Below are 16,995 nucleotides of genomic sequence, written 5' to 3'. Positions count from 1 at the left end.
TCCCCTCACCCGTCACGCACGGACGGCGCCAATGATTTCGTTATGCTGATCACGGGGCGCGCGCTCAAACGCACGCGCCCATCCGACTCAATTCAGCTTCGGCAGCACCTGCTTGACGACCTGCTTGCCCTCGACGATTTCGACCAGAAATCCCTGGCGGTCGATGTCGCCCTTCTCGTCAAAGGTCACATCCATCAGGATGCCGGGTTCGCTCGCGGCCTTGATGGTGAGGCCGTGAAGCGTGTCAGCGAACTTTTTGGCGTCGACCTTGCCCATTTTGTCGGTCGTCGCCTTGATCATGTAGATCGCGAGATAGCCCTTCAGCCCGTTGTGGTCGGGGACGTAATTGTACTTCTTGACGAACTTTTCCCGGAAGGCCTTGACCAGATCGACCGGCGCATCGGTGGTGAGGCCGACATGGCCGCGCGCGCCGTTGGCGGCATCCCCGGCGAGTTCGACGACCTTCTGGCCGACCAGCGTCGTCTCGCCCATCAGCGGCACGGTGACCGCCTGGCGCTTCAGCTCCTTCAGTATCCGCGCGCTCTCTTCCTCGTTGAGGTAGATGAAGACGGCATCGGGTGCGGCGGCCTTGATCTTGCTGACGTCGGCCGCGAAGTCGGCTTGTCCTGCTTCGGTAGACAAGTCCGCCGCAACCTTGATGTTGTACTTGGCGAATTCCTTGGTGATGACGTCGCGGCCGCCCTTGCCGAAGTCGTTGTTGACCCAGACGACCGCGACCGATTTCGCTTTCAGCTCGTCATTGATGTATTTGGCGACCTTCGGCATCGAGGACTGCTGGCCGAACGAGGTGCGGAACAGGAACTTGTTGCCGCCTTGCGTCAGCTCTGCGGCTTCACCGCCCATGATCTGCGTGATGCCGGCTTCAGCCGCCAGCGGTGAGGTGACCTTGACGGAGCCCGAATAGCCGGGGCCGAGCAGGACATAGGGCTCATTGTCGAGCGCCTTCTGTACCTGTGCGCGCGCGACGCCGGGATTCGACTGCGAATCCGCATGCGTGACTTCCAGCTTGCGACCGAGGACCCCGCCCTTGGCGTTGATCTCCTCGATCGCGAGGTCGATGCCGTTTTTCCAGTTGTTGCCGACGGTGGCGCCGCCGCCGGACAGTTCGGCGACATCGGCGAGCTTGATCGGTGCGCCTTGCGCGAATGCGGCCGTGGTCGACACAGTGGCCAGCAGGAGTCCTGCGAAAAATCCAGATCTCATTTCCATCCCCTCTTCTTTGATCCAATGCGCGACCTTGTGACCGGCCGCGTTGTCAAGCTGCGTTCACTTTAGCGTAGCGTTTGGCCATCACGGCGTCGAATGCATTTCCCATCTCGACGGCCGACGGCTTCAATCCCGTGAACAGTTCGAAGGCGTCCGCGGCCTGATAGATCGCGAGCTCCCGCCCGGTCATGACCTCGGCGCCCTTGGCCTTGGCGGCATTCAATAGCGGTGTCCAGAGCGGCGTATAGACCGCGTCCGCCACCCAGAGATCCCCGTGCAGTAATGCATCCGGCACCGGCGTGCCGCGGTTCGGCAGCATGCCGACCGGCGAGCCGTTGACCACACCGGTGACGCCGCGCATGGCCTCCTCGACGCTGCCGGCAACCTTCGCGCTATCATGCTTCGCGATCTGGTCGGCAAGTTGCGTCGCCTTTGTGGCGTCGGTATCGAAGATCCGGATTTCACTCACGCCAATCTCGGCCAGCGCGAAGGCAATTGCCTTGCCGACACCGCCCGCGCCGATCACAGCGACGCGGCTCTGCGCGGGATCGCGGACAAGTTCGGTGATCGCCCGCGCAAATCCCGTTGTATCCGTGTTGTATCCGATCAGTCGGCCATCCCGGACCACAACGGTGTTGACGGCACCGACGGCACCCGCGCCCGGCGACAATTCATCGAGCAGGGAAATCACGGCTTCCTTGTAGGGGAAGGTCACGTTGACGCCGGCGAATCCGAGCAGGCGCACGCCGTCGAGCAGCAGTTTCAATTCTTCGCGGCTGGCACCGGCGACTTCGATCAGTTGGTAGTGGCAATGGACGCCGAGCGCTTCGGCGGCCCGCTCGTGCATCGCCGGCGACGCCGAATGCGCGATCGGCGCGCCGATCAGGCCGGTGAGAAAGCGGCGGTCGGCCGGGGCAATGGGGCGGGCGGCAGGGCTCATTGATCTTATGGGGCGCAAATGCGCGTTAGTGGCTAGGGACGGTTCGGGATACGCCCCGATCCGGCCAAACGATAGCGTTTTGCCAACCTAACACAATTACCCATTTATGCCGGATAGATAACATCATGTTATTTCTTGCGGAGCTTGGTATCAACCTTTCGCGGCGCCGTCTTGCCCGGCCCCACCGCCCGCATCTCCGAGCGCAGGCATTCGATGAAATGCTCGATGTGCAGCGACAGCGGCGCGCCGCGTTTCACCGCGATGTAGGTATCGAACCGGGTCGGCTCGACGATCTTCAACAGTTCGACGCCGGGATAGCCGCCATGGGCGACGGTGAACTGGTCGATCACGGCAATGCCGAGGCCGGCCTTGACCAGCGCGCACACGGTGGTGCCGAAGCGCGCGCGAATGGTGATGTCGTAGTCGAGTTTGTTGCGCGCAAAGATCTCCGCCATGATCCGCCCATAGGGATCGTTGGGATCGATGCCGATCAGGGGATAGCGGATGATCTCCCTGGCCGAGACCTGCTTGCAGCCGGCCAGCTCATGCCCCGCCGGCACGATGCAGAACAACTCGCCCGATGCCAGCGGCAGGAAATCGAGCCCGGGATGCTCAAGCCGGTAGCTCATGGCGACGCAATCGCCGCGGCCCAGCAACAGATAGTCGACGGCCTCCTCGATCTTGAGGATGTTGATGTCGATCCGCAGTTCCGGATAGCGGCGCCGCACCCGCTCGATCGCGCGCGGCACCATCACCTGCGAGATGCTCGGCACCGAGCCGATGCGCAGTTCGGACAGGTCGCCCCGCCCGATCTTGGAGATGATCTCGGTGAGATCATCCATCTTTTCGTAAACGCCGTTGATCTGCTCGAAGATGTTGCGGGCCTCGGGCGTCGGGAAATAGCGCCCGTTCTGGCGCTGGAAGAAGCGCACGCCCAGCGATTTCTCGGTGTATTTCACGAGACGGCTGATGCCGGGCGCCGACACGTTGAGAAGCCTTGCCGCGCCGCCGATCGTGCCGGTCACCATCACGGCGCGGATCACCTCGACCTGGCGAAGCGTCATCATGTGCGAAGTCTTGCCTGTCGCTCAGCGTCGTCCGCGATGTGATTGCGGCTATACGTCGAAGAATACCGTCTCTTTGTCGCCCTGCAGATGGATGTCGAAGCGATAAACTGCATTGCCGTTGCTGGGCTGCCGCGTCGCGATCAGCGTCGCGCGGCGGTCGGCCGGCACCAGCGCCAGCACCGGATCGGCGGCGTTGGCGGCCTCGCCGTCGAAATAGATCCGGGAATAGAGATGCAGCAGCATGCCGCGCGCAAAGACCGCAAGCACGACATGCGGCGCCTGCGGCTTGCCGTCGGGATCGGGCACGGAGCCCGGCTTGATGGTGTCGAAGGCGTAAGCGCCCTTGGCGTCGGTGCCGATGCGGCCAAAACCCTTGAAGCTGGAATTCGGCAGCGCACGCTTGTCTTGCGGATCGGAGAATCTACCTTGCGCGTCCGCCTGCCAGATCTCCAGCATGCAATCGACGATCGGCGCGCCGTCGCCGTCGAACACCGTTCCCTCAACGCGGATGCGCTCGCCCGACGTATCCGCCGTGACGAGGTTGTTGCTGAAGGCGTCGTTCCAGTCGTACTTGCCGTTCGAGGTCAGGCCGTAGGCGAAATACGGACCGACGGTCTGCGACGGGGTGACCCCGTCTGGCTTGATCTGTGCCACTTACTTGTTCTCCATCGGCGTGGCGTTGCGCCCGCGCAGCACAATGTTGAAGCGGTAGCACAGCGCCCAATCCGGCTTGGTATTGTCAAGATCGAAGGCGGAGATCATCCGGTTGCGCGCCTTTTCATCGGTGACCGAATTGAAAATCGGATCGAACGGGAACAGCGGATCGCCCGGGAAATACATCTGCGTGACGAGCCGCGAGACGAAGGAATGGCCGAACACCGAGAAGTGGATGTGGGCCGGACGCCAGGCGTTGTGGTGATTGCCCCAGGGGTAGGCGCCAGGCTTGATGGTGATGAAGCGATAATAACCCTCCGCGTCGGACTGCGTGCGGCCGGCGCCGGTGAAATTCGGATCGAGCGGCGCAGGGTGCTGATCGACGACATGCACATAGCGGCCGCAGGCATTGGCCTGCCAGAGTTCGACCAGCGTGTTCGGCACGCCGCGGCCGTCTTCATCGAGCACATGGCCGTGCACGATGATGCGCTCGCCGAGCGGCTCGCCCTTGCCTTGAACAGTGAGGTCGTGATCGTTCGCACGCACGGTCTCGTGGCCGTAGACCGGCCCGGTCAATTCCGACAGCGTGTGCCGCATCGGAATCAACGGCTTCGAGGGCGAGCGCTTGACCGTGCTCTTGTAGGCGGGAGACAGCCGCGGCGGATGCGCCGCGAGTGATTGCACTGGATAGACCAATGTCATGACGAACTCCTCCCTCGCACCGCGCTATCAGCGCAAAATCGTTTTGCGATTTTGTCGCTCAGCCACCCGCCAGATCATTATATGACATAACTAATTTGGGAAAGGGCGATTTTTCGCCTTCCCAAATCCTTGTCTTAATTGACCTTTTCGATCGCAACCGCCACACCCTGGCCGACGCCGACGCACATGGTTGCCAAGGCAAGCTTCCCGCCCCGCTTCTCCATGCCGTGCACTGCCGTCAGCGCCAGCCGCGCGCCGCTCATGCCGAGCGGGTGGCCGAGCGCGATCGCGCCGCCATGCGGGTTAACGAAGTCGGCATCGTCCTTGACGCCCAGTTGCCGCAGACAGGCTATGCCCTGCGAGGCGAAGGCTTCATTGAGCTCGATCAAATCGAAGTCGGAGATCTTGATGCCGAGCCGCTCCATCAGCTTCTTCGTCGCCGGCACCGGGCCGATGCCCATGATGCGCGGCGGCACCGCGGCCGAGGCGAGACCGAGAATACGCGCCCGCGGCGTCAGCCCGTGCTTCTTCACCGCAGCTTCCGAGGCGAGGATCATCGCGGCCGCGCCGTCATTGACGCCGGAGGCATTGCCCGCGGTCACGGTGCCGGGATTGCGCACGATCGGCTTCAGCTTTGCCAATCCTTCGAGCGTGGTCTCGGGGCGCGGATGCTCATCCTTGTCGACGGTGATGGGACCGGCCTTGCCGCCGGGCACCTGGACCGGCGTGATCTCCTCGGCGAAATAGCCCGCGGCGATCGCAGCCCCCGCGCGCTGCTGCGAGCGGATCGCCATCGCGTCCTGATCGGCGCGCGAGACCTGGAATTCCTCGGCAACGTTCTCACCGGTCTCCGGCATCGCATCGACGCCATACTGCGCCTTCATCAGCGGGTTGATGAAGCGCCAGCCGATGGTGGTGTCGTAAATGTCGGCCGAGCGCGCGAATGCTTCCGGCGCCTTGCCCATCACGAACGGGGCGCGAGTCATGGATTCGACACCGCCGGCAATCGCGAAATCGATTTCGCCGGCGCGAATTGCACGCCCCGCCGCACCGACCGCATCGAGGCCGGACGCACAGAGGCGATTGAGGGTCTGGCCGGGAACCGATTCCGGCATGCCCGCGAGCAACAGCGCCATTCTTGCAACGTTACGGTTGTCCTCGCCGGCCTGGTTCGCGCAGCCGAAAAACACCTCATCGACCTGCGACCAGTCGAGATTCGGATGCTTCGCCATCAGCGCCTTGATTGGGGTGGCGGCCAGATCGTCGGCGCGCACCTTGGCGAGCGAGCCGCCGAAACGGCCGATCGGGGTCCGGACGGCATCACAAATGAATACATCACGCATAGAATCTCTCCCTGAATGCCGTGCTTTAGGCGTTGAGCCCTACGGAACTGTCGGCGAGTTTTAGGAGCGTGCCCGCGGCAGGTCAATTGAGGCATGCTCACGCTGCGGCGCTTTCGCGGCGGGGCCGTCATGCGTTCTCAAGGGGGACTATCAGTTGAACAGCGCCGGACGTGGAAAACTCTGACAACGAGGGTAAGGGAATAGGACCGGGCGGCGAAATTTTGTAGCTTGCCGCCCGCATGACGATCCAGCAATCCATCCCCGCCCCCGCGCCCCCCGAAGCCGCACCGGCTACCGACGCAACATCGCGCGTCACGCCGATGATGGAACAGTACCTCGAGATCAAGGCCGGCCATCCCGGGCTCTTGCTGTTCTACCGGATGGGCGATTTCTACGAGCTGTTCTTCGAGGACGCCGAGATCGCCTCCAAAACGCTCGGCATCGTGCTGACCAAGCGCGGCAAGCATCAGGGCATGGATATCCCGATGTGCGGTGTGCCGGTGGAGCGCTCCGAGGACTATCTGCATCGCCTGATCAATGCCGGCCATCGTGTTGCTGTGTGCGAGCAGACGGAAAATCCCGCGGCGGCACGCGCCCGCGGCAACAAGAGCGTCGTAGCGCGCGGCGTGGTGCGGCTGGTGACGCCGGGCACGCTGACCGAAGACACGCTGCTCGATGCCCGCACCAACAACTACCTGCTGGCGATTGCGCGCGCCCGCGCCTCCGCCGGCGGCGACCGCATCGGGCTTGCCTGGATCGATATTTCCACATCCGAGTTCATGGTGACGGAATGCTCGACCGCGGAATTGGCGGCGACACTGGCGCGGATCAATCCGAACGAGGCCATCGTCACCGACGCGCTCTATGGCGATGCCGATCTCGGGCCGCTGCTGCGCGAACTGCCCTCGGTGACGCCGCTGACCCGCGACGTCTTCGACGGCGCCACCGCCGAGCGACGCCTCTGCGATTATTTCGCTGTCGCGACGATGGATGGTCTCTCCGCGATGTCGCGGCTGGAAGCGACCGCCGCTGCAGCCGCCGTCACCTATATCGATCGCACGCAAGTCGGCAAACGCCCGCCGCTGTCGCCGCCCTCGCGCGAGGCTGCCGGCACCACGATGGCGATCGACCCTGCTACCCGCGCCAATCTCGAACTGACGCGCACGCTGGCCGGCGAGCGGCGCGGATCGCTGCTCGATGCGATCGATTGCACCGTCACCGCCGCCGGTTCGCGCCTGTTGGCGCAACGCCTCGCCGCGCCGCTCACCGACAGCGCGGGAATCGCGCGGCGGCTGGATGCGATTGCGGCCTTTGTGACCGACAGTGCCGCCCGGGACGATGTTAGGACCACGCTGCGCGCCGCACCGGACATGTCGCGCGCGTTGGCGCGACTGTCGGTCGGACGCGGCGGCCCGCGCGACCTTGCAGGACTGCGCGACGGCATCCTCGCGGCGGATCAGGCGCTGGCGCGGCTCGCGCAACTCGAAGCGCCGCCATCTGAGATCATGGCCGTGATGGAAGCCTTGCGCCGGCCCTCGCGCGACCTCGCGCGCGAGTTCGAGCGCGCGCTCGCTGAACAACTGCCATTGATCAAGCGCGACGGCGGCTTCATACGCGAGAACTATGAGCCTGCGCTCGACGAGAGCCGGAACCTGCGCGACGCTTCCCGCCTCGTCGTCGCCGCGATGCAGGCGCGCTACGCCGAGGACACCGGCATCAAGGCGCTGAAGATCCGCCACAACAACGTGCTCGGCTATTTCGTCGAGGTCACCGCCCAGCACGGCGACAAGCTGATGGCGCCGCCCTTGAACGCGACCTTCATCCATCGCCAGACGCTGGCGGGGCAGGTCCGCTTCACCACCTCCGAACTCGGCGAGATCGAAGCCAAAATCGCCAATGCCGGCGACCGCGCGCTCAATCTGGAGCTCGAAATCTTCGAGCGCCTCTGTGCCATGGCGTTGGCGATCAGTGACGACCTACGCGCCGCGGCGCATGCGTTTGCGATGCTCGATGTCGCAACTTCGCTGGCGAAGCTTGCGGTCGATGACAATTATGTGCGGCCCGAGGTCGATGGCTCGCTGGGCTTCGCGGTCGAGGGCGGCCGGCACCCCGTCGTCGAACAGGCGCTGAAGCGCGACGGACAGCCGTTCATTGCCAATGCCTGCGACCTCTCACCGGGACCCGCGCAGAAATCCGGCCAGATCTGGTTGATCACCGGTCCGAACATGGCGGGTAAGTCGACCTTCCTGCGCCAGAATGCGCTGATCGCGCTGATGGCGCAGATCGGCTCCTACGTGCCGGCGTCGCGCGCCCGGATCGGCGTCGTCGATCGACTGTTCTCACGCGTCGGCGCCGCGGACGATCTCGCGCGCGGGCGCTCCACCTTCATGGTCGAAATGGTCGAGACCGCCGTGATTTTGAATCAGGCCAGCGAACGATCTCTCGTCATCCTCGACGAAATCGGCCGTGGCACTGCGACCTTCGACGGCCTGTCGATCGCATGGGCCGCGATCGAGCACCTGCACGAGGCCAACCGCTGTCGCGCGCTGTTCGCGACGCACTATCACGAGCTGACCGCGCTTTCGGCAAAACTGCCGCGGATGTTCAACGCTACTGTGCGGGTGAAGGAGTGGCAGGGTGACGTCGTATTCCTGCACGAAGTGCTGCCGGGTTCGGCCGACCGTTCCTACGGTATCCAGGTCGCGAAGCTTGCAGGCCTGCCTCCGGCGGTGATTGCGCGTGCCAAATCGGTATTGGCAAAACTCGAGGCGCAGGACCGCGGACAGACGGCGCGGGCGCTCGCTGACGATTTGCCGCTGTTTGCCGTCCCCTCCCGCGCAGCGGTGGAAGCGGCACCGCCGAGCGAGGCCGAACTGTTGATGGAGGCCGTGAAGGCGCTGCATCCCGACGAGATGTCGCCGCGCGAGGCGCTGGAGGCGCTCTATGCGCTGAAGGCGAAATTGCCGAAGTAACCACACCCGTCATTCCGGGATGGTGCGCAAGCACCAGACCCGGAATCTCGAGATTCCGGGTTCGATGCTACGCAACGCCCCGGAATGACGCTCAACCAGCCGCCTTCCTCCGCCCGAGCCACCACAGGCTTAGATTCCACCCCACGCACGTCGCCAGCGCCAGGCCCAACCCGATCACTGATCCGAACTGCAACGCCGCGACGTGCAGCACCGCAATCGCAATCCCGAGACCGATCAAGCCCCAAGCACTGTTGGCGAGCACAGCCGCGGTCGGCGGGCCGCCGATGCGGGGATGCAGAATCAACATCATCGACGTGAACACGATCGGGAATAGCGCGATGATGCCGCTGACCTTGGGGCCGACCCAACTCGATGTCGTGACCACCGTCGCCACCAGCGTTGCGACCAGCGAGGCCCGCAGCGGGATGTCGTACCAGCGCCGCCGGATCGGCGGCATTTTGGCGTGGCGGTACCGGGCGAGCAGCGGCACGCAAATGGCGTAGGCGATGACGTTTGCGATCACGCCACCGGCGAGCGACCATTGCACCGAGCGGATGACCGTGGCGAGCACGAGCCACACCGCAACCGCCGCGAGGCAACTGAGCAGCGCGCCATGGCGCTGTGCCAGCACGACGTAGATGAGGCCGAGGAAAATCGTGGCGGCGTTGATCGGCAGGCTCGCCAGTGCGCCTTCAGCGATGAAGGCGGCGTCGTGGTCGAGCGCGAGGAAGACATAGGATGGTCCCGCCGAGATCGGCAGCGTCGCGATCAGGGCGCCGATCACCGGGCCCGAGCGTTCGGTGACGATCGAAGCCGTCACCACGAACGCCGCGGTGATCGCCATGCGCAGGCCGAGCGTGAGCAGGAAGGTGAGTTCGGGGGACATTTATTCGTCGTCCCTGCGAACGCAGGGACCCATACGCCGCGGCCTATCGGTTTCGGGCCGCACTAGTTGATAGCTTCAGCAAACAATTGACGCCGGTGGTTATGGGTCCCTGCGTTCGCAGGGACGACACCGAGTTAGACCCGCTTCATCGACACCGATATCTTCGGGCCGTTCCTGATGGTCTGATAGACCACGCAATAGCGCTCCGTCAGCTTGAGCAGCAGATCGAGCTTGTCCTGCGGCGCGTCGGTGCCGACTTCGAAGCGCAGGCGGATCTCCTCGAATCCGACCGGGGCTTCCTTGTCGACGCCGAGCGTGCCGCGGAAATCGAGGTCGCCCTCGGCGATGACGATGCCAGTCTTCAGCGGCACTTCGACGGCAGTGGCGACCGACTTCAGCGTGACGCCGGCGCAGGCGACGAGGGCTTCCAGCAGCATGTCGCCGGAGCAGAGCTCCAGCCCCGAGCCGCCGGTGGCGGGATGCAGCCCGGCGACCGCCAGCGCGCGGCCGGTCTCGACCTTGCAGGCGATGCCTTCATTGTCGATCGAGCCTTTGGCTTTCAGGGTAATGACGGCGGCGGAGGGATCGGACTTGTAGCGTTCCTTGATAGGGGCCTGCATCGCGCGGAGTTCGGCGGCGTCCATCTTGTTCTCCCGGATTTTCTTTGGCTTGCCGGATTTAGTGCGAAATGGCGCCGCTGTCACCACCACATCGCTTCGCCGGCCATCGATTTTGGGTCGGTGTCGGGTATGTTGCGGTCGAGCGAGCGATCGAGCGCGGTCAGCACGTGGCGCTTGAAATTCTCGAACAAGGGCGAAGCGCGGTCGCGTGGCCGCGCCAGATTGACATTGATCACCTCGAACAGCCGCCCCGGCCGCGGCCGCATCACCAGCACGCGATCCGCCAGCACCACGGCCTCGTCGACGTCATGCGTCACCAGGATCAGGGTCGGGCGCGTATCCTTCCAGAGGTCGAGCAGGTGGTCCTGCAGGTCGCGGCGCGTGAAGGCGTCGAGCGCGGAGAACGGCTCGTCGAGCAGCAGCACTTCCGGCTGCGGCACCAGCGCACGCGCAATCGCCACCCGCTGCGCCTGCCCGCCGGAGAGTTCGCGCGGCCAGGCCTTCGCTTTGTCGGCGAGGCCGACGCGCTCCAGCGCGCGATCCACCTTCTCGCGCCTGATATCGGCCGGCAGATCCGACAAGCCGAAGCCGATATTGTCGGCGACGCTGAGCCAGGGAAGCAGCCGCGGCTCCTGAAAAATGATCCCGATCTTGGCGTGCGGCGCCGTGATAACAGCGTCGTCGAGTGTCACCGTACCCGTGCTGGCGCGATCGAGGCCGGCGATGGCGCGCAGCAGCGTCGATTTTCCGCAGCCGGAGCCGCCGATGATGGCGACGATCTCGCCGGGTTTGATCCTGGCGGAGAAGCGCTCCAGCGCGTGGACGCCGTTGGGATAGGTCTTGCCGACTTTGTCCAGCGCGAGCATCAGGCCGCTCCGCTCTGGCGGCCGAACGCATCCTGCCAGCGCAGCAAGGGCGCGGTGGCGACTTCGATCAGCCAGTCGGTGGTCTTGCCGAGGATCGCAAAAATCACGATCGCCGCCACGATCTGCGCCGGCTTGCCGAGCTGCTGGCCGTCGATCAGGAGATAGCCGAGCCCTTCGGAGGCGCCCATGAATTCGGCGGCGACGACGAACATCCAGCCAAGGCCGAGGCCGACGCGCAGCGCGACGACATAGGCCGGCAACACCGCCGGCAGCAGGATGCGGCGGATCATCGCCGGACCCGAGAGGCGGAAAATACGACCGACCTCGACGATCTTGCGGTCGACGGCGAGGATCGCGCCCATCACGCCGAGATAGACCGGGAAGAACACGCCGACCGCGATCAGCGCGATCTTCGAGGTCTCGAAAATGCCGAGCCACAGGATAAACAGCGGCACCCAGGCGATCGAGGGAATCGCGCGCAGCGCCTGCACCGTGGGATCGAGCAACTGCCGCGCAAGACCCCAATAGCCGGAGATCGCGCCCAGAATGGTTCCGGCGACGACGCCGAGACCGAAGCCGGCGCCGACGCGCGTCACCGTCGCCATGACGTGGCGCGTCAGTTCACCACTCCTCGCCAGCTCCATGACGGTGGCAAAGATCTTCGTCGGCGGCGGCACCAGCCGGCCGTTGGAATAGCCGAGCCAGACCCAGAGCTCCCAGAACAGCGCCAGCCCGACCGGCAGCAACAGCCCAAGCGCCGGCCGTGCACAACGGCGCAGGCGCGCAGGCGACGGCGGCATCGCATCGGTCCGTTCCAGCGCCGGGATTTCGACGGTCATCGACATAGCAAGACGCTTCTCGCGCGGGATTGCAAGGTGGACGCTCTTCCCTCTCTCCTTGTGGGAGAGAGTGGATCGAATGAGCGTCAGCTCATTCGAGACGGGTGAGGGGTCTGTCTCCGCGGAGAGAGACCCCTCATCCGGCGCTTCGCGCCACCTTCTCCCACAAGGGGAGAAGGGAAGGACGCGTCAATTCGTCGGCAGTGGGACCTGGTCGTCGATCAGCGCATCCAGCGTCGCTTTCACATCGACCTTGGCATCGACGACGCCGGCCTGCTGCAAAGCGAGGCCCGCGGCGAGGATGGATTCGCGTTGGGCTGCGCCGATGCGGCTGTGGGTCAGTTCGGTGCGTTCCTTGAGCTGCTTGTCGACGACCGCTTCCGGCAGCTTCGTCACGCCGATGAAGGTCTTCTTCAGGTCGTCGTAATTGGCCAGCGAATATTTGCGCGCCTCCTCGTAGATCGCGAGCACGCGGCGAACGGCGTCGGGATGATCCTTCAGGAACTGCTCGCGCACATTGAGGATGCCCCAGGTGTTGGCGTCCGCCTTGCGGAAGAACAGTTTGGCGCCCTCCTCGACTTCGGCCTGCGCCATCATCGGATCGAGGCCGGCCCAGGCATCGACGTCGCCGCGGATCAGCGCGGTCTTGCCGTCGGCGTGCTGCAGCAGCACCGGGGTGATGTCCTTTTCCGTCAGACCGGCGCCGAGCAGCGCGCGCACCAGGAAGATGTGCGGATCGGTGCCGCGGGTCACCGCGACACGCTTGCCCTTGAGGTCGGCAACCGAGGCGATCTTGGAATCCTTCCCCGTCACCAGCGCGGTCCATTCGGGGCGCGAATAGACATAGATCGACTTGATCGGGTTGCCGTTGATTCTGGCGACCAGCGCCGCCGAGCCCGCGGTCGAGCCGAAATCGATCGAGCCGGCGTTGAGGAATTCGAGCGCCTTGTTGGAACCGGCCGACTGCACCCAGACGATGCTGATACCGTCCTTGGCGAACTCCTTCTCCAGCAATCCCTTCTGCTTGAGGATCATCGACACCGGATTGTAGGTCGCCCAGTCGATGCGAATCTCCTTGAGCGGGTCGGCGGCAAAGGCCGCGCCGGGCAGCAAGGTTGAAAGCGCGATAACCGCAGCCACTGCGCGCCGTGAAATCCTGAGCATGGTCGCCCTCCCCTGAGACGCTGAAAAACATCATTTATTTTCAATAAGTTAGGTTGCGACGCAACGAGAAAATACATGCCCATAATGCGGCGGAGCAAGCACAGCTTTGCCCAAGCGGTACGGAATCCAGCATAGAATTGCCTTTGGCTTACAATCATCAGTGACAGCCCCTGCGCCGTCCGATATCGGGGAGATCATGGACAGCGTCGTGACTGAGGACCGCCCCGAGGCGGATGACCGTTTCGATACCGCGCGGGTTACCGCCGCGGTCGATGCCCTCGCCGAGAAACATGCCGGCCGCGAGGACGTGTTTCGCTCGGCGCTGGCGCAACTCCTGAAAGCCGAGATGATCGCAGCGCGCGCCACCGCGCAGGCGGTGCTGCTGAAGGACCGCCACGGCCGCCGTTGCGCCGAGCGGCTGTGCTTCATGCAGGACGAAATCATCCGCATCCTCTATTCGGCAGCGACGCGGCATCTCTATCGCTCGCACGTGCCCTCCGGCGCCGAGCGCATGGCTGTCGTCGCCACCGGTGGTTATGGCCGCGGGCTGATGGCGCCGGAATCCGACATCGATCTGTTGTTCATCCTGCCCTACAAGCAGACCGCCTGGGGCGAGCAGGTCGCTGAAGCCATTCTCTATTGCCTGTGGGACATGGGATTGAAGGTCGGCCACGCCACGCGTTCGGTCGACGAATGCATCCGCCAGGCGCGCGGTGACATGACGATCCGCACTGCGATCCTGGAGACGCGCTTTTTGACCGGCGACCAGCCGCTCTATGACGAACTGGTGGCCCGGTTCGACAAGGACGTGGTGCAGGGCACGGCTTCGGAATTCGTCACCGCCAAACTCGCCGAGCGCGAGGAGCGGCACCGCCGCGCCGGGCAGTCGCGCTACCTGGTCGAACCCAACGTCAAGGACGGCAAGGGCGGACTGCGTGACCTGCACACGCTGTTCTGGATCGCCAAATATGTCTATCGCGTGCGCGAGACCGACGAACTGGTCGAGCGCGGCGTGTTCGACGCGCAGGAATACCGCACCTTCCGCCGCTGCGCCGATTTCCTGTGGTCAGTGCGCTGCAATCTGCATTTCGTCTCGGGGCGCGCCGAGGAGCGGCTGTCGTTCGACATGCAGCGCGAGATCGCGGTCCGCCTCGGCTACACCTCGCATCCCGGCATGCAGGATGTCGAACGCTTCATGAAGCACTACTTCCTGGTGGCGAAAGACGTCGGCGATCTGACCGCGATCCTGTGCGCCAAGCTGGAAGACGAGCAGGCCAAGCCCGCGCCGGTGCTGAGCCGCATGGTGGCGCGGCTGCGGCCGGGCGCCAAGCGGCGGCGGGTGCCCGACAGCGACGACTTCATCATCGACAACAACCGCATCAACCTCGCCGCGCCCGACGTCTTCAAGCATGATCCGGTCAATTTGATCCGGATCTTCCATCTGGCGCAGAAGAACAACCTCGCCTTCCACCCCGACGCGATGCGCATGGTGACGCGCTCGCTGAAACTGGTGAACACCCAGCTTCGGGAGAACCCGGAAGCCAACCGTCTCTTCATGGAGATCCTGACCTCGAACGACGCCGAGACGGTGCTGCGGCGGATGAACGAGACCGGCGTGCTCGGTCACTTCATCCGCGCCTTCGGCAAGATCGTGTCGATGATGCAGTTCAACATGTACCACCATTATACGGTGGACGAGCATCTGATCCGCTGCATCGGCTTCCTGCAGGAGATCGAACGCGGCGGCAACGACGAATTCACGGTCGCGAGCGACCTGTTCCGCAAGATCCAGCCCGAGCATCGCGCGGTGATCTATATTGCGACGCTGCTGCACGACGTCGCCAAGGGTCGCCCGGAAGATCATTCGATCGCGGGCGCCAGGGTGGCGCGGCGATTGTGCCCGCGGCTCGGCTTTTCCGCCGCCGACACCGAGCTCGTGGCCTGGCTGATCGAAGAGCACCTGACGATGTCGACGGTGGCGCAGTCGCGCGACCTCTCCGACCGCAAGACGATCGAGAATTTCGCCGCCGTCGTGCAATCGGTCGAACAGATGAAGCTGCTGACCATCCTGACCACCGCCGACATCAGGGGCGTCGGCCCCGGCGTCTGGAACGGCTGGAAGGCGCAGCTCCTGCGCACGCTGTATTACGAAACCGAGCCGGTGCTGACCGGCGGCTTCTCGGAAGTGAACCGCGCGCAACGCATCGCCGTGGCGCAGTCCGAATTCCGCGCCGCGTTCACCGAGTGGCCGGAAGCGGAACTCAACGCCTATATCGCCCGGCATTACCCGGCCTACTGGCTCAAGGTCGATTTGCCGCGAAAGATCCGCCAGGCGCGCTTCATCCGCGCCAGCGAACAGGCCGGGCATCAGCTCGCGATCAATGTCGGCTTCGACGAGGCGCGCGGCGTCACCGAACTGACGATCCTTGCGACCGACCATCCGTGGCTGCTGTCGATCATTGCGGGAGCCTGCGCATCCGCCGGCGCCAACATCGTCGACGCGCAGATCTACACCACGACCGACGGCCGCGCGCTCGACACCATCGCGATATCAAGGGAATACGACCGCGACGAGGACGAGGGACGGCGGGCCACCCGGATCGGCGAGATGATCGAGCACGTGCTCGAAGGCAAATTGCGGCTGCCCGAGGTGGTGGCGCGCAAGGCCGCCAATCGCGGCAAGGTGCGCGCCTTCGTGGTCGAGCCCGAGGTCACCATCAACAACCAGTGGTCGGACCGCTACACCGTGATCGAGGTCTCCGGCCTCGATCGCCCCGGCCTGCTGTATCAGCTCACGACAGCGATCTCGAAGCTCAACCTCAACATCGCCTCCGCCCATGTCGCGACCTTCGGCGAACGCGCCCGCGACGTGTTCTACGTCACCGATCTGCTCGGCGCCCAGATCACCGCCCCGACCCGCCAGGCCGCGATCAAGAGCGCGCTGATCCATCTGCTCTCCAGCGAGGACAACGTCGCCAAGCCGGCGGCGTAGTCGCTGTCTCCGCCATTGCGAGCGAAGCAATACCCATCAATGCCGGTGAACGTGGCAACGGGTTTCGCGTCGCTCTACCCAGCCCTGCGACTCCAGTGTCGCCAAGCTCGCCGCCACGAAGGCGAGATAATTTGTCTGGGAAACCAGAACACCCAGGTCGAACAATTCGAGCCAAGCTTGCCACGGGTTCCCTGCCGGCACGGCAATTGCCCGCTTGCCGCCGTTAATCACGGAAGGTCGGAAGCTGCGGTCGGACCTTCGGTGCCTTGCTTCGGGTCTGATGTCATCGGAGCAAAGGATCAACTGCAGGCGTGCTTTCGGCATATCAGTCCCCAGAGCGGCAATCCCTGAACGAGCGGGTTTGACAACGGCGACGGTTGCGACCGGCAAGACGTCAGATCGATGGGTTTTCCGCGACACTTTTCCGCATGGCAATACCGGCGTTCTGCCGCCATCCGGTTCGCCAGTCAGCGTAATCATCGAGAAGCAGCGGGCCATTGAACGGAGGTTGACCCCAAACTTTCCATTCGGTTGAGCGGGCCATACGAAGGTTTAGGATCACAGCCTGGGCCTCGTGCGACGGAAGATCGCGCCCGGAGCTCGACGGAGCTTGGAGAACGGGCCGATTTTACCGTTCGGACATCCGAAAAGCTGGTAACATCCAGCCTGTTAGGAGGGCGACGTTGTCGCCGCTGATGATTGTGAACAGCAAGCGACGCAGCG

Annotated in this window: 14 protein-coding genes; 2 read left to right on the top strand and 12 right to left on the bottom strand. The window is 64.3% G+C overall.

What is annotated here, in order from left to right; genetic code table 11:
- Positions 1-87: 87 nt before the first annotated feature.
- The 6 genes from LMTR21_RS01535 to pcaF form a co-directional block, all read right to left on the bottom strand.
- Complete coding sequence (locus tag LMTR21_RS01535) at positions 88-1,224, bottom strand: ABC transporter substrate-binding protein (RefSeq protein WP_065750562.1); 1,137 nt, start codon at positions 1,222-1,224, stop codon at positions 88-90.
- 52 nt (positions 1,225-1,276) lie between these two features.
- A complete protein-coding gene (locus LMTR21_RS01530; protein ID WP_065750480.1) occupies positions 1,277-2,167 on the bottom strand; it encodes a shikimate dehydrogenase in 891 nt (296 codons plus the stop codon).
- A 128-nt stretch (positions 2,168-2,295) separates the two neighbouring features.
- On the bottom strand, positions 2,296-3,234 hold the full coding sequence (locus LMTR21_RS01525) for a LysR family transcriptional regulator (RefSeq protein ID WP_065750479.1): 939 nt from the start codon (positions 3,232-3,234) through the stop codon (positions 2,296-2,298).
- A 48-nt stretch (positions 3,235-3,282) separates the two neighbouring features.
- Positions 3,283-3,888, bottom strand: coding sequence for a protocatechuate 3,4-dioxygenase subunit alpha (gene pcaG, locus LMTR21_RS01520; protein ID WP_430642520.1), 606 nt, complete (start codon positions 3,886-3,888; stop codon positions 3,283-3,285).
- Positions 3,889-4,590: a protocatechuate 3,4-dioxygenase subunit beta gene (gene pcaH / locus LMTR21_RS01515; protein ID WP_065750478.1), complete on the bottom strand. Its 702-nt coding sequence runs from the start codon at positions 4,588-4,590 to the stop codon at positions 3,889-3,891.
- Positions 4,591-4,724: 134 nt separating this feature from the next.
- Positions 4,725-5,933 (bottom strand): 3-oxoadipyl-CoA thiolase, encoded by a 1,209-nt coding sequence (gene pcaF, locus LMTR21_RS01510; RefSeq protein WP_065750477.1) that lies wholly within the window; start codon positions 5,931-5,933, stop codon positions 4,725-4,727.
- A gap of 239 nt (positions 5,934-6,172) precedes the next feature.
- On the opposite strand from pcaF, the gene mutS reads away from it, so the two are divergent.
- Positions 6,173-8,905, top strand: a complete 2,733-nt coding sequence (mutS, locus tag LMTR21_RS01505) for a DNA mismatch repair protein MutS (protein WP_065750476.1) — start codon at positions 6,173-6,175, stop codon at positions 8,903-8,905.
- Between the two features lie 91 nt (positions 8,906-8,996).
- Here the strand turns inward: mutS and LMTR21_RS01500 are convergent, their stop codons facing one another.
- From LMTR21_RS01500 to LMTR21_RS01480, 5 genes are all read right to left on the bottom strand, one after another.
- Positions 8,997-9,791, bottom strand: coding sequence for a hypothetical protein (locus tag LMTR21_RS01500; RefSeq protein ID WP_065750475.1), 795 nt, complete (start codon positions 9,789-9,791; stop codon positions 8,997-8,999).
- Positions 9,792-9,925: 134 nt separating this feature from the next.
- The gene (locus LMTR21_RS01495) at positions 9,926-10,435 is read right to left on the bottom strand and encodes an OsmC family protein (RefSeq protein WP_065750560.1); all 510 of its coding nucleotides are present in this window, start codon (positions 10,433-10,435) and stop codon (positions 9,926-9,928) included.
- Positions 10,436-10,491: 56 nt separating this feature from the next.
- Positions 10,492-11,277: an ABC transporter ATP-binding protein gene (locus LMTR21_RS01490; protein ID WP_065750474.1), complete on the bottom strand. Its 786-nt coding sequence runs from the start codon at positions 11,275-11,277 to the stop codon at positions 10,492-10,494.
- A complete protein-coding gene (locus LMTR21_RS01485) occupies positions 11,277-12,122 on the bottom strand; it encodes an ABC transporter permease (protein WP_065750473.1) in 846 nt (281 codons plus the stop codon). The genes LMTR21_RS01490 and LMTR21_RS01485 overlap by 1 nt, the downstream gene beginning before the upstream one ends.
- A gap of 183 nt (positions 12,123-12,305) precedes the next feature.
- Positions 12,306-13,280, bottom strand: coding sequence for an aliphatic sulfonate ABC transporter substrate-binding protein (locus LMTR21_RS01480; protein WP_065750472.1), 975 nt, complete (start codon positions 13,278-13,280; stop codon positions 12,306-12,308).
- Positions 13,281-13,476: 196 nt separating this feature from the next.
- Here LMTR21_RS01480 and LMTR21_RS01475 point away from each other — a divergent pair, with 196 nt between their 5' ends.
- Positions 13,477-16,272, top strand: coding sequence for a [protein-PII] uridylyltransferase (locus tag LMTR21_RS01475; RefSeq protein WP_065750471.1), 2,796 nt, complete (start codon positions 13,477-13,479; stop codon positions 16,270-16,272).
- A 36-nt stretch (positions 16,273-16,308) separates the two neighbouring features.
- Here LMTR21_RS01475 and LMTR21_RS01470 read toward each other — a convergent pair whose 3' ends face one another.
- Positions 16,309-16,596, bottom strand: coding sequence for a hypothetical protein (locus LMTR21_RS01470; RefSeq protein WP_065750470.1), 288 nt, complete (start codon positions 16,594-16,596; stop codon positions 16,309-16,311).
- Between the last annotated feature and the right edge of the window lie 399 nt (positions 16,597-16,995).

It is taken from the genome of Bradyrhizobium paxllaeri, from assembly GCF_001693515.2.
GTDB lineage: Bacteria > Pseudomonadota > Alphaproteobacteria > Rhizobiales > Xanthobacteraceae > Bradyrhizobium > Bradyrhizobium paxllaeri.
The sequence above is the reverse complement of the archived record's forward strand: the minus strand, read 5'-3'. Positions and strand labels throughout refer to the sequence as shown.

Bases quoted from the DNA above. Each gene is read 5' to 3' on its own strand.
- LMTR21_RS01535 (WP_065750562.1), bottom strand. From the start codon at position 1,224: ATGAGATCTGGATTTTTCGCAGGACTCCTGCTGGCCACTGTGTCGACC.
- LMTR21_RS01530 (WP_065750480.1), bottom strand. From the start codon at position 2,167: ATGAGCCCTGCCGCCCGCCCCATTGCCCCGGCCGACCGCCGCTTTCTC.
- LMTR21_RS01525 (WP_065750479.1), bottom strand. From the start codon at position 3,234: ATGATGACGCTTCGCCAGGTCGAGGTGATCCGCGCCGTGATGGTGACC.
- pcaH (WP_065750478.1), bottom strand. From the start codon at position 4,590: ATGACATTGGTCTATCCAGTGCAATCACTCGCGGCGCATCCGCCGCGG.
- pcaF (WP_065750477.1), bottom strand. From the start codon at position 5,933: ATGCGTGATGTATTCATTTGTGATGCCGTCCGGACCCCGATCGGCCGT.
- mutS (WP_065750476.1), top strand. From the start codon at position 6,173: ATGACGATCCAGCAATCCATCCCCGCCCCCGCGCCCCCCGAAGCCGCA.
- LMTR21_RS01500 (WP_065750475.1), bottom strand. From the start codon at position 9,791: ATGTCCCCCGAACTCACCTTCCTGCTCACGCTCGGCCTGCGCATGGCG.
- LMTR21_RS01495 (WP_065750560.1), bottom strand. From the start codon at position 10,435: ATGGACGCCGCCGAACTCCGCGCGATGCAGGCCCCTATCAAGGAACGC.
- LMTR21_RS01490 (WP_065750474.1), bottom strand. From the start codon at position 11,277: ATGCTCGCGCTGGACAAAGTCGGCAAGACCTATCCCAACGGCGTCCAC.
- LMTR21_RS01485 (WP_065750473.1), bottom strand. From the start codon at position 12,122: ATGTCGATGACCGTCGAAATCCCGGCGCTGGAACGGACCGATGCGATG.
- LMTR21_RS01480 (WP_065750472.1), bottom strand. From the start codon at position 13,280: ATGCTCAGGATTTCACGGCGCGCAGTGGCTGCGGTTATCGCGCTTTCA.
- LMTR21_RS01475 (WP_065750471.1), top strand. From the start codon at position 13,477: ATGGACAGCGTCGTGACTGAGGACCGCCCCGAGGCGGATGACCGTTTC.
- LMTR21_RS01470 (WP_065750470.1), bottom strand. From the start codon at position 16,596: ATGCCGAAAGCACGCCTGCAGTTGATCCTTTGCTCCGATGACATCAGA.